We start from the raw sequence: 12,206 nt of genomic DNA, 5'->3' as shown, positions 1-12,206 counted from the left end.
AGGGCGATTTGATACGGCGCTTGTTTGCCCTGATCATTTGTCTGTCCGCTTGCGCTGGCGTTGGTTTTGAGCTCAGCACCTTGATGAAGGGCGGCGCCTCGATGCTCGGCTCGCTATGGGTGTTGATTGGATATTTCACGATCCTCACCAACGGTTTTGTCGCCGTTGTATTCGCAGCCATTGCCCTTCTCGGGGAGCGTTTCGATCAACCAAGGCTGGTAGCTGGGATGGCCGCCGTGATGGCCCTGGTCGGTGTGATTTTCGCGACGCTGCTTCAGGGGCTGCGCACCCTGGCCGGCGCCACGGCCGAAGCAGACTTTCTGCTCCATCAGCTCAACCCGGTTCTTGTCTTATTGTTCTGGCTGCTGTTCACGCGAAAGGGAACGCTCTCGGGGCGCGATCCGTTTTTTTGGGCGCTCTATCCCGTGGCGTATCTCGCCTATGCCCTGGCTCGTGGTGTCGCTGAAGGCAAATACGCTTACCCATTCATAGATGTGTCCGTGAATGGCTGGGCCGGGGTCATGTCGAACGCCGTCGTGATCGCCCTCGGTTTCGTTGCAGCAGCCGAGATCCTGGTCCTGGTTGACCGAATGCTGGCTCGACGCTGGCCTCGAGATCGCGCGTGACCGCACCGATGGGCGGATTGGGCGGGTGCCGGGCGAAAAAAAGCCGGGCGCGAGGCCCGGCTTTTTCGTGTCGTGGCTTGAACGACTTAGAACTTCATACCGACGCCGAAGGTGACGCGGTTGTCGGTCGACTTGACCTTGCCGATACCGTCGAAGTCCTTGTCGCCGAAATCGGTGTAGCGATACTCGACACGGCCGAACACGTTGTCGGTGATCTTGATGTCGGTACCGAGACCGGCCGTCCAGCCGAGCATGGTGTTGGTGTCGCTGATGCCAGCAGCTTCGATCTTCTGATTCCTGAGCGCACCACCGGCGGTGCCGTAGAGCAGGATCTCCGGGGTGACGGCGTAGCCGAGACGAGCGCGGAGCGAACCTTCGAAGCCACCCTTGGACTCGATGCCAGCATCGTCGCCCTTGACGTCGGTGTAGCCGAGATCGGCTTCAGCACCGTAGACGAAGTTCTCCTGCTGCCACTGATAGCCGCCGAAGACACCGCCGACAAAGCCCTTGGTGCCAACGTCGACGCCGACATCCTCGGCATCGGCATGGCCGCTGAAGCCGTAGCCGACGCTCAGACCGGCATAGGGACCGGCCCAGGAGGCAACGGGAAGTTCGGCGACCGGGGCGGGTGCCGGCGGCTCTTCTGAAACGACGTCCGCGGCATAGGCGGTTCCACTGAGGGCGAAGAGCCCAAGCGCTACCGCCAGCGGTCGCGCGAATTTAAGATTGGCTTGCATTGTTCTTTACTCCTTAAGCCACAGGCACAGGCTTGCTTTCACGAGCGCCCTCAACCCGTCCGGGGGGATAAACGGATCTGGCGCTCTACGGTTCCAAATGTCGTGTCAAAATGCGGCTGAAGCGAACCTGAACTTGGGTCATTACCGGGCACGAATGAGGCTGAAACTTGACGTTGCATCTGCGCAACAGATGGTGTCAGGAGGCTTTGCCATGCTGCGCTGCACACCGCTTGGTGCAAGGGGTCCATCGCCCTATATTGCGGTCCGGCAGGCCGAGTCCCGGCCAGAGTCGAAAGGCCGATACAGCCGCTTTGCCACAATGCTGCCCAAGGTACGAACGGCATTTAACCCTTGGCCGGCCATATTTTGCCGGCGGGCTGAAATTCGAGCCCCGATTAAGGATTGACAGGATGAACAAGGCCGCGGGAACGGCGCTGGTAACGGGTGGAGGCAAGCGGATCGGCAAGGCAATTGTCGAGGATCTGGCGGCAAACGGTTTTGCCGTAGCCATTCACTGCAACCGCTCGCGGGCCGAGGCGGAGGCGCTGGCGGAAAAGATCAAGGGCCAGAATGGCCGCGCCGCGGTGGTAGCTGCCGACCTGACCGACGTGGAAGCGGTCGGCGACCTGATCGGTCGCGCCGAAGCCGCACTCGGGCCGGTTACGCTGCTGGTCAACAACGCCTCGCTATTCGTGGACGATGCGGTTCAGGATTTCGACTGGCCTGCCTGGGATAGGCACTTTGCCATACACGTCAAGGCGCCGGCGTTGCTGGCGCAGACCTTCGCCCGCGCCTTGCCGCACGGGCAGGAGGGACTGATCGTCAACGTGATCGACCAGCGCGTCTGGCGACCGACTCCGCGCTACTTCTCCTACGCGCTGTCGAAGTCGACGCTGTGGACGCAGACGCAGATGCTGGCGCAGGCGCTGGGACCGCGCATCCGCGTCAATGCCATCGGCCCCGGCCCGACGCTGAAGAACACGCGCCAGGAAGACCATGATTTCGACAAGCAGGTCGCCGGCCTGATCCTGAAACGCGGCCCGGAATTGCCGGAATTCGGCGCTACCATCCGCTATCTCTGGGCGGCGCGCTCGGTCACCGGCCAGATGATTGCGCTCGATGGCGGCCAGCATCTTGCATGGCAGACGCCCGATGTGACAGGCATGGTGGAATGAGTCCCGTAGACCAAAAGCATAGACCGCGCAGCGGCGCCGCCGACGACCTGCCCCCGGAAATCGACCTTGAGGAAGAGGCGGCCGAGGAGATCGTCGCGCCCGCTGGCCCGGATGTGGCCTTTACCGCCATCGACTGGACGCCGCATGCCGGCGATGCCGACGGTATGGTCGGCGCCGAGGTCATCCAGACGCTGGTCAAGCGGCTGCCCAATGCGCCCGGTGTCTACCGCATGATGAACGCAGCCGGCGACGTGCTTTATGTCGGCAAGGCCCGCAGCTTGAAGAAGCGGGTGACCAACTACGCGCAAGGCCGTTTCCACACCAGCCGCATCGGCCGCATGGTGCGCGAGACCGCGACGATGGAATTCGTCGTCACCCGCACCGAGATCGAAGCGCTGCTGCTTGAAGCCAATCTTATCAAGCGCTTGCGGCCACGATTCAATGTGCTGATGCGGGACGACAAGTCGTTCCCTTACATCCTCTTGACCGGCGACCATGTCTCGCCCGGCATCTACAAGCATCGCGGCGCGCGCTCGCGCAAGGGCGACTATTTCGGCCCGTTCGCTTCCGCGGGCGCCGTCGGCCGAACCATCAATTCGCTGCAGCGCGCCTTCCTGCTGAGGAGCTGCACCAACTCGTTCTATGAAAACCGCACCCGGCCCTGCCTGCTCTACCAGATCAAGCGCTGCGCCGGGCCATGCACCGGCGAGATCTCGCACACCGACTATGCCGAGCTGGTCGCCGAGGCCAAGGATTTTCTCTCCGGCCGCAGCCAGAAGGTGAAGACGGAAATCTCCGCCGCCATGCAGCAGGCATCGGAGAACCTCGATTTCGAACGCGCCGCCATCTATCGCGACCGGCTGGCGGCACTTTCGCATGTGCAGAGCCACCAGGGCATCAACCCGCAAACGGTGGACGAAGCCGACGTTTTCGCCATCCATCAGGAGGGCGGCCAGGTTTGTATCCAGGTGTTCTTCTTCCGCACCGGCCAGAACTGGGGCAACCGTGCCTATTTTCCCAAAGCCGATCCGGCACTAGAGGCAGCCGAGGTGCTGGGCTCGTTCCTGGCGCAGTTCTATGACGACAAGCCGACGCCGCGCGCCATATTGCTCTCGCACGCCGTCGAGGAGCAGGAGCTGCTGGCCGAGGCGCTTTCCACCCGCGCCGGCCGCAAAGTGTCGATCTCGGTGCCGCAGCGCGGCGAGAAGAAGGACCTGACCGACAATGCGCTGCAGAATGCCCGCGAGGCGCTCGGCCGCCGGCTGGCCGAGACGTCGACTCAAGGGAGGCTGCTTACCGGTTTCGCCGAGACCTTCGGTCTGGCAAAACCGCCGGTGCGCATCGAGGTCTACGACAACTCGCACATCATGGGCACCAACGCTGTCGGCGCCATGGTCGTTGCCGGACCGGAAGGCTTCGTCAAGAACCAGTATCGGAAATTCAACATCCGCTCGACCGAGATCACGCCGGGCGATGATTTCGGCATGATGCGCGAGGTGATGGAGCGGCGCTTCTCCAGGCTGCTGAAGGAACATGGCGATACACCGCGAAGCGCCGAAACCGAGGGCGAGGCGGAGGACGACATCGAGGGCGTCAGCGGTTTCCCGGCCTGGCCCGACGTTATCCTCATCGACGGCGGCCAGGGCCAGATGACGGCGGTGCGCAAGATCCTCGCCGATCTCAGCATTGAGGATCGGGTCGTGGCGATCGGCATCGCCAAGGGCCAGGACCGCGATGCCGGCCGCGAGCGCTTCTTCGTCAAGGGCAGGGATTCGTTTTCACTGCCCGTGCGCGATCCCGTCCTCTACTTCGTCCAGCGGCTGCGCGACGAGGTCCACCGCTTTGCGATCGGTTCGCATCGCGCGCGCCGCAAGAAGGAGATGGTCAAGAGCCCGCTCGACGAGATCAGCGGCATCGGTCCCGGCCGCAAGCGCGCGCTGCTCCTGCATTTTGGCACCGCCAAGGCGGTCAGCCGGGCCGCGGTTGAGGATCTGGTCAAGGTCGACGGTATTTCCGAACAGGTCGCGAAGCTGGTGTACAATCATTTTCACGAGAGTTGATGCATGTCGCCAAAAGTGGGCAGCGGTTTTGGGACAACGACATGCATCGCACTTTAAGGCGTTTGCCAGCTATTTTCGGCTGGCCCATCGACTATCGCCAGTTGACCCCCCACATTCGCTTCTGATTTGAGTACGCAGGCAGAAAGAGTCCCAAAAATATGGCCCAGCGCGCGTTCAACCTGCCCAATATGCTCACCTACGCCCGCATTATCGCGGTGCCGCTGGTTGTGCTGTGCTTCTTTCTCGAGGGGCATCTGAAGTCGAGTGACTTCGCCCGCTGGTCGGCGCTGATCATTTTCCTGCTGGCGTCCATCACCGATTATTTCGACGGCTATCTGGCGCGCGCCTGGCAACAGACCTCCAATATCGGCAAGATGCTCGACCCGATCGCCGACAAATTGCTGGTCGCCACCTGCCTGCTGCTGCTTGCCGCCGACACCGACCGCCACGCCGGCATCGCCGGCTGGTCGCTGTGGGCGGCGATCATCATCCTGTGCCGCGAGATCCTGGTCTCGGGCCTGCGTGAATATCTGGCGGCACTGAAGGTCTCGGTGCCGGTGACGCAACTGGCAAAATGGAAGACCACCATCCAGATGGTCGCTATCGCCTTCCTGCTTGCCGGGCCGGCCGGCGACAAGATCTTCCCGCTCACCACCCAGACGGGGCTGGTGCTGCTGTGGATCGCGGCGCTGGTCACGCTCTACACCGGCTATGATTATTTCCGTGCCGGCCTCAAGCACATCATGGACGAGTAGCATGTCGACGCGTCTCATCTATTTCGCCTGGGTGCGCGAGCGGATCGGCAAGCCGGAGGAGGATGTCGAACTGCCTGATGGCATCGAGACGGTCGCCGACTTGCTTCGCTGGCTGAAATCGCGCGGCGAGGAATATGAGCATGCGCTGCAATATCCTGATGTAATCCGTGTCGCCATCAACCAGGAACATGTCGAGCATCGCGAGAAGATATCAGGCGCGCGCGAGATAGCTCTGTTCCCGCCGATGACCGGAGGCTGAACCCGATGCCGGCCGCGGTCGTGCCTGTCGTGCGCATCCAGGCCGGGGATTTCGATGTCGCCGGTGAGATCGCGCGGCTGACCGGGAGCCGCGCCGATATCGGCGCCGTGGTGACGTTCTCCGGCCTTTGCCGCGACGAGGCGGGCAGGCTTTCGGCGCTTGAACTCGAACATTATCCCGGCATGGCCGAGGCCGAGATCGCCCGTATTGCTGGCGAGGCAACCGAACGCTGGCCGCTGCAGGGGCTGACCGTCATCCACCGCCATGGCAAGGTCCGGCCAGGCGAGAACATCGTGCTGGTGGTGGCGGCATCCGCGCACCGGCAGGCCGCGTTCGAGGCGGCGAATTTCCTGATGGATTATCTGAAATCGCGTGCGCCCTTCTGGAAGAAGGAACACCATGGCGACGGCTCCGAAGGCGGCTGGGTTGAGGCCAAGGAGAGCGACGACAAGGCAGCCAGCCGCTGGAAGGCGCCGCCGCAAGAATAATGCTCTGCGGTGGTCACGGAACCACCGCAATCCTGCGAGACCTTCTGGCCGGTTAGGCATGGCAAGGGGAGCAGGATCATGCTGGACAGGATCGCCGAGTTCTTCATCTTCGGTTTTGTGCCGCTGGTCGTCGGCATGCTGGCCGTTCCGGAGTTGTCCGTGGCCGCCGAGAAAGTCTTGAAGGGCGAAGTGCTGTACCGCGAGCGCATCGCCTTGCCGCCCAACGCCGTGCTCTCGGTCCAGCTTGCCGACGTGTCGCTGACCGATGCACCGGCCGCAATCCTCGGCGAGCGCAAGGTGCCGGCCGGCCAGGTACCGATCAAGTTCGAGATCAGCTTCGATCCGCAGGTGATCCAGCCCAATATGACCTATGCGCTGCAGGCGCGCATTACAGCCGACGACCGGCTGCTGTTCGTCACCGACACGCGCCATCAGGTCGACCCGCTCAGCGACGCGCCGCAGACCGTCATGCTGAAGATGGTGACGCCGAGCGACAAACCGGCCGCGGTGTTCGGACAGAGCTGGCTTGTCGAATATATCGACGGCATCGGCGTGATTTCAGAGCCGCAGGCGACGTTCAGGATCAGCGAGGCCGGCAAGGCCGGCGGCAGTGGCCCCTGCAACGTCTATTTCGCCACCGCCAAGCTCGATGGTTCGACGATCGCCATCAGCGGCATCGGTTCGACCTTCAAGGCCTGCGCACCTGATGTCATGGCCGAAGAGAAAGCGCTGTTCGAGGCGCTGGCCAAGGCGGCGTCCTACCATGTCGATGCCGGCAAGCTCACCATCGCCGACAAGGACGGCCGAGATATTTTGCGGTTCAACGCGGCGAGCTAGGATGTGCGGCACGGCCTGACCTAAATCTCAACACATCCCGGCGTCAGACCGAAAATCGGTTTTCAGCAGCACTCAAGCCGTCGTTTTTTCGAACAACGCGCCATAGTGATAGGGCGGCACGTCGACCAGTTCGGCAAATCGCAGGCCGCCTGCTTCGGCTTCCGCGATGGTCTGTTCCGGTGACAGCCTCAATTCGGTCCTCGGTCCGCGCGGCTCGTCCAGCACCGTGGTTGTCTCGCGTGGCTGCTGGTGCCAGTTGACGATGGCAAAGCGCCCGGCCGGGCCAAGCGTCGCGGCCACCGCGCGCGCCAGTCGCGGCCGGTCAGGCACTCCGTGGAAGGCATTGGCCATGAAGACGAAGTCGACCGGTCGGGATACCAGGCTGGCGAGTTGGTAGGCGTCGCCCGCGATGAATTCGCAATTGGTCACGCCGGCGTCGATCAGCCGGCGCCGGGTGACCTCGAGCAGACCGGTGTCGATATCGATGGCGATGACGCAGCGGGCCGCCCTGGCGATCGGCAGGGTGAACCAGCCGTCACCGCAGCAGAGGTCGACCACATCCATGCCGGGCTTCAACCCGGTTGCAGCGAGCACGCCAGCGGGGTCGGGCCACAGCGCTTCCCACCAGCCGCTGTTTGGCATCTCCGTGCCCTGGAAGAAGCCAGGAATGGCGCTGGTCATGTCATGTCGATTCCACTGTGCTGTGACCCGACCTTAACGCAGCCACTGGCCGTCGGGGAGTGCGCAATTCGTTCGCCCTTCAATCGCATAACGTCAGGACGGCGCCTCCCGGACCATGGTCTCGACGATCTCGACTGTGCGCTCATCAGCCGGGAACAGCATTTCCAGGGCAAGCTCCGCCAAGGTCACGTCGTTGGGCGTTCCGAAAACGGTTGTGGTGTTGAGGAAAGAGACATTGCCCAGCCGCGTCGCGATGCGCAGCGGCGTGGCCAGGCGATGCCCCGGGTCGAGACCGTCCATCGCTTCGGAATTGACGGGCAAGGGATAGGCCATCACCTCGGCCAGCAGGCTGCGAATGACCGGATCGGCGCGCGTCTCGATCTGCTGGCGCAGGATATGCACCGTGTGGGCGCGCCAGGCCGCGAAGTTCAGGATTCGCGGACCCATTCCGGCCGGATGCAGGGTGAGACGCACGGCGTTGACTGGGCTGCGCATGAGATCGGCCGAACAGCCCTCATAGAGCTGGGGCAGGGCGGAATTCGACAGAACCACGTTCCAATGGCGATCGACCGCGAAGGCCGGGTAGGGCTTGTGCGCCTGCAATACGCTGTCGATGGCCTTAACGGCCACCTCCAACTCCGCCAACGGGCGCTCCTGGAAGCCAGGCGCAAAGCCGGCGGCGAGCAGCAGCGTGTTCTGGTCGCGCAGCGGCACGGCGAGGCATTCGGCCAGCCGGGCGATCATGTCGCGGCTCGGCTGCGAGCGTCCGGTCTCGAGATACGACAGATGCCTGGTCGAGCTTTGCGCTGCCAGGGCGAGATCGGTCTGCGTCATCCTGCGTTGCTCGCGCCAGCGGCGAAGCAGCACGCCGAAAGGGATCTGATGCACTGTCATTCAACGAGCCTAATCCTTGGCGTCACATCGGTTCAATGACCCCCGAGGTCAAATTCGCCGTGACCGGGCCGTCGCTTTTTGACCTCCGAGGTCATGGATTTTGGCTGCCTTCCAGCCGAATTCTCAAGGCCTTGGGACGGCGCTGTGCCGCTCAAGTCTACGAGTTCGGATGGAGCAAGGACCATGAAGAAGACCATAGACGCCCAGGCACTGGCCGACCGCTATGTCGCCGTGTGGAACGAAACGGACGAGGAGCGCCGGCGCGAGGCCATTGCGGCCCTGTGGGTGCCGGATGGCCAGCATTATGTCGGAGCCCGCGAGGCGCGAGGCTATGAGGCGCTCGAAGAGCGAATTCGCGGCTCGCACGAAAAGAATGTCCGCGACGATGGCAACCGGTTCCGCGCGGCCTCGAATGCCCGGCTGCTGCACGACGTTGTCACCTTCTATTGGGAGATGCTGCCTGCAGACGGCGACACGGTGCCGGCGACCGGGCTCGAATATTTGTCGGTCGACGGCGAGGGACGCATCCTCGTCGACTACCAGTTCTTCCCGGCCAGACCATGATCGCGAAAAAGCTAGAGCCAATGAAAAGGCCGGCGAAATGCCGGCCTTTTCGATCAGATTTGACGGTGTCGGCTCAGCCGACGATCTCGGTGTCCGAGAACCAGTATTTGATCTCCTGCGCGGCGGTCTCCGGAGCGTCGGAACCGTGCACGGAATTCTCGCCGATCGACAAAGCATGCACCTTGCGGATGGTACCTTCGGCGGCGTTCGCCGGGTTGGTGGCGCCCATCACTTCACGGTTTTTGGCGATGGCGTTCTCGCCTTCCAGCACCTGAACGATGGTTGGTGCCGACGACATGAACTCCACCAGTTCGCCGAAGAACGGACGGTCTTTGTGGACGGCATAGAAGCCTTCCGCCTCGCGGCGGCTCATCCATACCCGGCGCGAGGCGATGACGCGCAAGCCAGCATCTTCCAGCATCTTGGTGATGGCGCCGGTAAGATTGCGCCGCGTCGCGTCCGGCTTGATCATGGAAAAGGTGCGTTCGAGCGCCATGCGATGGTCCTTGTGATGAGAAATTGAACTTGAGGTGGCGGGCTCTATACAAGCCGCCCGGCCCATTGCCAAGGGGAGGACCGCTTGCGGATCAGCGCACTATGATGGTCGGAGGTCGCCGGACCTCCCAGCCCTCTCGTTCCAGTTCGGGTACGCTGTGCTCCTGCGAGGGGTAACCGAGGCAGAAGTAGCCGATCAATGTCCATTGCGGCGGCGTGTCGAGGATCGCTGCCATCTCGGCCGGATCGAGGATCGAGACCCAGCCCATGCCTATGTCCTCGGCGCGCGCCGCCAGCCACAGCGTGTGGACCGCCATCACGGCCGAGTACTCGATGGTGGCGGGCATCGTCATGCGGCCAAGCCGGTGCCCTTGCTCGGTGGCGTGGTCGGCGAAAACCGCGAACTGACAAGGCGCCTCATTCAGGCCGGCGAGCTTCAGGCGGGCATAGAGCGCGGCACGTTCGCCGCAGAACGCTGTCAACGCCTCCGCATTGCAGCGTTCAAAGCAGGCCTTGACGGCCTCACGGCGTTGCGGGCTCTCGACCACGACAAAGCGCCAGGGCTGGCTCAGCCCGACGGAGGGCGCAATGCTGGCGATGCCGAGCAGCCGCTCCAGCGCGCCTTCCGGAAGCGGCGTCGGTTTGAACCGCCTGACATCCCGGCGCCACAGGAAGAGATTGACGAGCGCGGCGCGAAAATCGTCGGGGAATTGCGGACCTGGCGTCATCGCGTCGCTGCCTTCGCTAAGGGAGTAGGGAGTAGGGCAATAGGGCAGTAGGGAAAGTGACTGCGGCGCGTATACCTACTGCCTACTGCCTACTGCCTACTGCCTTATGCGGCCGCCGCCGCTACCTTGCGGCCGAGGCCACCATGCAGGTCGAGGCAGCGCTCGAACCACTGCGCCACGACATCGCTGTCGTCGAGCAACTGGTAGGGTGTAGCGATGCGCGCCCATTGCAGTGCGCCGAAGACGATATAGTCGGCGAACAGCGGCGATTGGCCGCCGATGAATGGCTGGTAGGAGAGCATCGAGCGCAGTGGCTCCAGCGCGGCGCGGAAGGCGGCCAGCCCGGCGTCGCGCGCCGCCATGACCTCTTCCAGCCTCTTGCCGAAGCGTTGTTCGCGATTCTGGCGGAAGTAGGCGGCGTTCGCCTCGTCTTGCATGGCGTGCAGGTCCATGATCGCCGCGGTGGTGACATAGGGATGGATGGTCAGTTGCGACCAGCGTTCGATGAAGCGCGCCATCGCCTTGCCGCCATCGCCGGCAAACAATGTCGGCCGCTCGGGATAGGCTTCGTCGAGATAGAGCGCGATGGCGAAGGAATCGGCGACCACCCTCTCGCCGTCGCGGATCACCGGAACGAGTTTCGAAACTCCGCCTTCGACGGTAGACACCTCGAGAAAGCGCGTCGGCACGGTCGAGATGTTGAGCCCCTTGTGGGCAAGCGCCATTGCCGCCTTCCAGCAATGCGGGCTGAACGGACGCGCGGTATCGCGTCCGACGAGGTCATAGAGCAGAATGGTCATTGGCGGCAGCGTCCTTGCGGTCTAGTTAAGCACCCGAAACGGGATTTCGTGGGGTCGAGAGAAATAGATGAAGCAGCATTTCATGATGTTTGCGGCCTACAATCAATGGGCCAATGGCCGCATCTACGATGCTGCCGACGACCTAACCGACGAGGAGTTCAATCGCGATGTCGGCGCGTTCTTCGGATCGATGATGCGAACGCTCAACCATCTGCTTACTGCCGACCGCATCTGGATGAAACGCTTCACCGGCGAGGGCGACGCGCCGACCAGTCTCGACGCCATCCTGCACCGAGCCTTGCCCGTGTTGCGCATGGCGCGCGAGGCCGAAGACAAGAGGATCATCGACTGGGTCGGGGCCTTGAGCGAGAAGGCGTTGGCCGGCCGCTTCACCTACATGACCGTCTCCGACATGCGCACGGTTTCGCAGCGGCTGGCGCCGGCGCTGGGTCATGTCTTCAACCACCAGACCCATCACCGCGGCCAGGCGCATGCGATCCTGACCATTCTGGGCCGCCCAAGCCTGGGATTGGACTTGATGCTGTTCCAGCGCACCGAGGAGGGCAGGGCCTTCGCATAATTCTGCGCCGGAACGCGCCAGTGCTCCAGGGGACGGGGTCGTCTGGCGATTGCAAAACGCGCCAAAACATCATATTCAGCGCGCGGCCTTGAGGGTGGCCGCCTGCAGCAACAGCGAAAGTTGGCACGCATGACCAATGAACCCTTGCGCCTCGTGGCATTCCTTGCCGTTGTTTTGGCGCTTCTCAATTCCGGATACCACTTCCACCAGGGCGACATGATCGCGACCCTGTATTTCATGGTCGGCGCCATTCTCGTGACGGCGGTGACCTGGCTTAGCGTCAGCAAGCGCCTGATCTAGCCTGGCATCAGCACCCAACAGGCCCGCATCGTCCAGGCTGATCATGATCGAATTGAAGGCAAAGTCTTAGGACTTCGTTTGCGCTCCCGCTTCACAATAGAGCAAGGTCCCGAAAAGTTGCAGACTTTTCGGACAAGATCATGCGCGAAAAACAAAGACTTAGAGCAGGATGACCGACTCAATTTGAATTTCATCCTGCTCTAAGCTGGGTGAAGCCGGAGCAACGG

16 protein-coding genes are annotated in these 12,206 nt (G+C 62.8%); 9 read left to right on the top strand and 7 right to left on the bottom strand.

Translation table 11 applies throughout. From position 1 onward, the window contains the following. The first annotated feature begins 20 nt into the window (after positions 1-20). Complete coding sequence (locus OHD62_RS20795) at positions 21-626, top strand: Pr6Pr family membrane protein (RefSeq protein WP_263785942.1); 606 nt, start codon at positions 21-23, stop codon at positions 624-626. A gap of 86 nt (positions 627-712) precedes the next feature. Here OHD62_RS20795 and OHD62_RS20790 read toward each other — a convergent pair whose 3' ends face one another. Then, positions 713-1,363, bottom strand: a complete 651-nt coding sequence (locus tag OHD62_RS20790) for an outer membrane protein (RefSeq protein WP_263785940.1) — start codon at positions 1,361-1,363, stop codon at positions 713-715. A 410-nt stretch (positions 1,364-1,773) separates the two neighbouring features. Between OHD62_RS20790 and OHD62_RS20785 the strand changes: the two genes are divergently transcribed. The 6 genes from OHD62_RS20785 (at position 1,774) to OHD62_RS20760 (ending at position 6,937) form a co-directional block, all read left to right on the top strand. Beyond that, on the top strand, positions 1,774-2,538 hold the full coding sequence (locus OHD62_RS20785) for an SDR family oxidoreductase (protein WP_263785938.1): 765 nt from the start codon (positions 1,774-1,776) through the stop codon (positions 2,536-2,538). Then, entirely contained in the window at positions 2,535-4,598 is a 2,064-nt protein-coding gene (gene uvrC, locus OHD62_RS20780) for an excinuclease ABC subunit UvrC (RefSeq protein ID WP_263785935.1), read from the top strand. The genes OHD62_RS20785 and uvrC overlap by 4 nt, the downstream gene beginning before the upstream one ends. Positions 4,599-4,756: 158 nt before the next feature. Next, positions 4,757-5,353, top strand: coding sequence for a CDP-diacylglycerol--glycerol-3-phosphate 3-phosphatidyltransferase (gene pgsA / locus OHD62_RS20775; protein ID WP_263785933.1), 597 nt, complete (start codon positions 4,757-4,759; stop codon positions 5,351-5,353). 1 nt (position 5,354) lies between these two features. Continuing rightward, positions 5,355-5,612 carry a molybdopterin converting factor subunit 1 gene (gene moaD / locus OHD62_RS20770; RefSeq protein ID WP_263785930.1) on the top strand — a complete coding sequence of 86 codons (258 nt, stop codon included), beginning with the start codon at positions 5,355-5,357 and terminating at the stop codon, positions 5,610-5,612. 5 nt (positions 5,613-5,617) lie between these two features. Beyond that, on the top strand, positions 5,618-6,100 hold the full coding sequence (locus OHD62_RS20765) for a molybdenum cofactor biosynthesis protein MoaE (protein WP_263785928.1): 483 nt from the start codon (positions 5,618-5,620) through the stop codon (positions 6,098-6,100). A gap of 78 nt (positions 6,101-6,178) precedes the next feature. Next, positions 6,179-6,937: a YbaY family lipoprotein gene (locus tag OHD62_RS20760; protein ID WP_263785926.1), complete on the top strand. Its 759-nt coding sequence runs from the start codon at positions 6,179-6,181 to the stop codon at positions 6,935-6,937. Positions 6,938-7,009: 72 nt separating this feature from the next. On the opposite strand, the gene OHD62_RS20755 is transcribed toward OHD62_RS20760, so the two are convergent. Continuing rightward, entirely contained in the window at positions 7,010-7,618 is a 609-nt protein-coding gene (locus OHD62_RS20755; RefSeq protein WP_263785924.1) for a class I SAM-dependent methyltransferase, read from the bottom strand. 93 nt (positions 7,619-7,711) lie between these two features. After that, positions 7,712-8,512, bottom strand: a complete 801-nt coding sequence (locus tag OHD62_RS20750; protein WP_263785923.1) for a helix-turn-helix domain-containing protein — start codon at positions 8,510-8,512, stop codon at positions 7,712-7,714. 183 nt (positions 8,513-8,695) lie between these two features. On the opposite strand from OHD62_RS20750, the gene OHD62_RS20745 reads away from it, so the two are divergent. Continuing rightward, the gene (locus tag OHD62_RS20745) at positions 8,696-9,076 is read left to right on the top strand and encodes a hypothetical protein (protein WP_263785922.1); all 381 of its coding nucleotides are present in this window, start codon (positions 8,696-8,698) and stop codon (positions 9,074-9,076) included. A 73-nt stretch (positions 9,077-9,149) separates the two neighbouring features. Here OHD62_RS20745 and ndk read toward each other — a convergent pair whose 3' ends face one another. From ndk to OHD62_RS20730, 3 genes are all read right to left on the bottom strand, one after another. Beyond that, complete coding sequence (gene ndk, locus OHD62_RS20740; protein ID WP_008875017.1) at positions 9,150-9,572, bottom strand: nucleoside-diphosphate kinase; 423 nt, start codon at positions 9,570-9,572, stop codon at positions 9,150-9,152. Positions 9,573-9,663: 91 nt separating this feature from the next. Beyond that, the gene (gene bluB, locus OHD62_RS20735) at positions 9,664-10,299 is read right to left on the bottom strand and encodes a 5,6-dimethylbenzimidazole synthase (RefSeq protein WP_263785912.1); all 636 of its coding nucleotides are present in this window, start codon (positions 10,297-10,299) and stop codon (positions 9,664-9,666) included. Positions 10,300-10,403: 104 nt separating this feature from the next. Further along, positions 10,404-11,099, bottom strand: coding sequence for a glutathione S-transferase family protein (locus OHD62_RS20730; protein ID WP_263785910.1), 696 nt, complete (start codon positions 11,097-11,099; stop codon positions 10,404-10,406). Positions 11,100-11,166: 67 nt separating this feature from the next. Between OHD62_RS20730 and OHD62_RS20725 the strand changes: the two genes are divergently transcribed. Continuing rightward, positions 11,167-11,679 (top strand): DinB family protein, encoded by a 513-nt coding sequence (locus OHD62_RS20725; RefSeq protein WP_263785908.1) that lies wholly within the window; start codon positions 11,167-11,169, stop codon positions 11,677-11,679. 75 nt (positions 11,680-11,754) lie between these two features. Here the strand turns inward: OHD62_RS20725 and OHD62_RS20720 are convergent, their stop codons facing one another. Beyond that, positions 11,755-12,024 carry a hypothetical protein gene (locus tag OHD62_RS20720; RefSeq protein WP_263785906.1) on the bottom strand — a complete coding sequence of 90 codons (270 nt, stop codon included), beginning with the start codon at positions 12,022-12,024 and terminating at the stop codon, positions 11,755-11,757. Between the last annotated feature and the right edge of the window lie 182 nt (positions 12,025-12,206).

Source organism: Mesorhizobium sp. YC-39 (assembly GCF_025753795.1).
Lineage (GTDB): Bacteria > Pseudomonadota > Alphaproteobacteria > Rhizobiales > Rhizobiaceae > Mesorhizobium.
Note: the sequence above shows the minus strand (reverse complement) of the source record. Positions and strands in the feature narration are given on the sequence as shown.

Coding starts and splice junctions, on each gene's coding strand:
- OHD62_RS20790 (WP_263785940.1), bottom strand. CDS start 1,363: ATGCAAGCCAATCTTAAATTCGCGCGACCGCTGGCGGTAGCGCTTGGG.
- OHD62_RS20785 (WP_263785938.1), top strand. CDS start 1,774: ATGAACAAGGCCGCGGGAACGGCGCTGGTAACGGGTGGAGGCAAGCGG.
- uvrC (WP_263785935.1), top strand. CDS start 2,535: ATGAGTCCCGTAGACCAAAAGCATAGACCGCGCAGCGGCGCCGCCGAC.
- pgsA (WP_263785933.1), top strand. CDS start 4,757: ATGGCCCAGCGCGCGTTCAACCTGCCCAATATGCTCACCTACGCCCGC.
- moaD (WP_263785930.1), top strand. CDS start 5,355: ATGTCGACGCGTCTCATCTATTTCGCCTGGGTGCGCGAGCGGATCGGC.
- OHD62_RS20765 (WP_263785928.1), top strand. CDS start 5,618: ATGCCGGCCGCGGTCGTGCCTGTCGTGCGCATCCAGGCCGGGGATTTC.
- OHD62_RS20760 (WP_263785926.1), top strand. CDS start 6,179: ATGCTGGACAGGATCGCCGAGTTCTTCATCTTCGGTTTTGTGCCGCTG.
- OHD62_RS20755 (WP_263785924.1), bottom strand. CDS start 7,618: ATGACCAGCGCCATTCCTGGCTTCTTCCAGGGCACGGAGATGCCAAAC.
- OHD62_RS20750 (WP_263785923.1), bottom strand. CDS start 8,512: ATGACAGTGCATCAGATCCCTTTCGGCGTGCTGCTTCGCCGCTGGCGC.
- OHD62_RS20745 (WP_263785922.1), top strand. CDS start 8,696: ATGAAGAAGACCATAGACGCCCAGGCACTGGCCGACCGCTATGTCGCC.
- ndk (WP_008875017.1), bottom strand. CDS start 9,572: ATGGCGCTCGAACGCACCTTTTCCATGATCAAGCCGGACGCGACGCGG.
- bluB (WP_263785912.1), bottom strand. CDS start 10,299: ATGACGCCAGGTCCGCAATTCCCCGACGATTTTCGCGCCGCGCTCGTC.
- OHD62_RS20730 (WP_263785910.1), bottom strand. CDS start 11,099: ATGACCATTCTGCTCTATGACCTCGTCGGACGCGATACCGCGCGTCCG.
- OHD62_RS20725 (WP_263785908.1), top strand. CDS start 11,167: ATGAAGCAGCATTTCATGATGTTTGCGGCCTACAATCAATGGGCCAAT.
- OHD62_RS20720 (WP_263785906.1), bottom strand. CDS start 12,024: ATGATCAGCCTGGACGATGCGGGCCTGTTGGGTGCTGATGCCAGGCTA.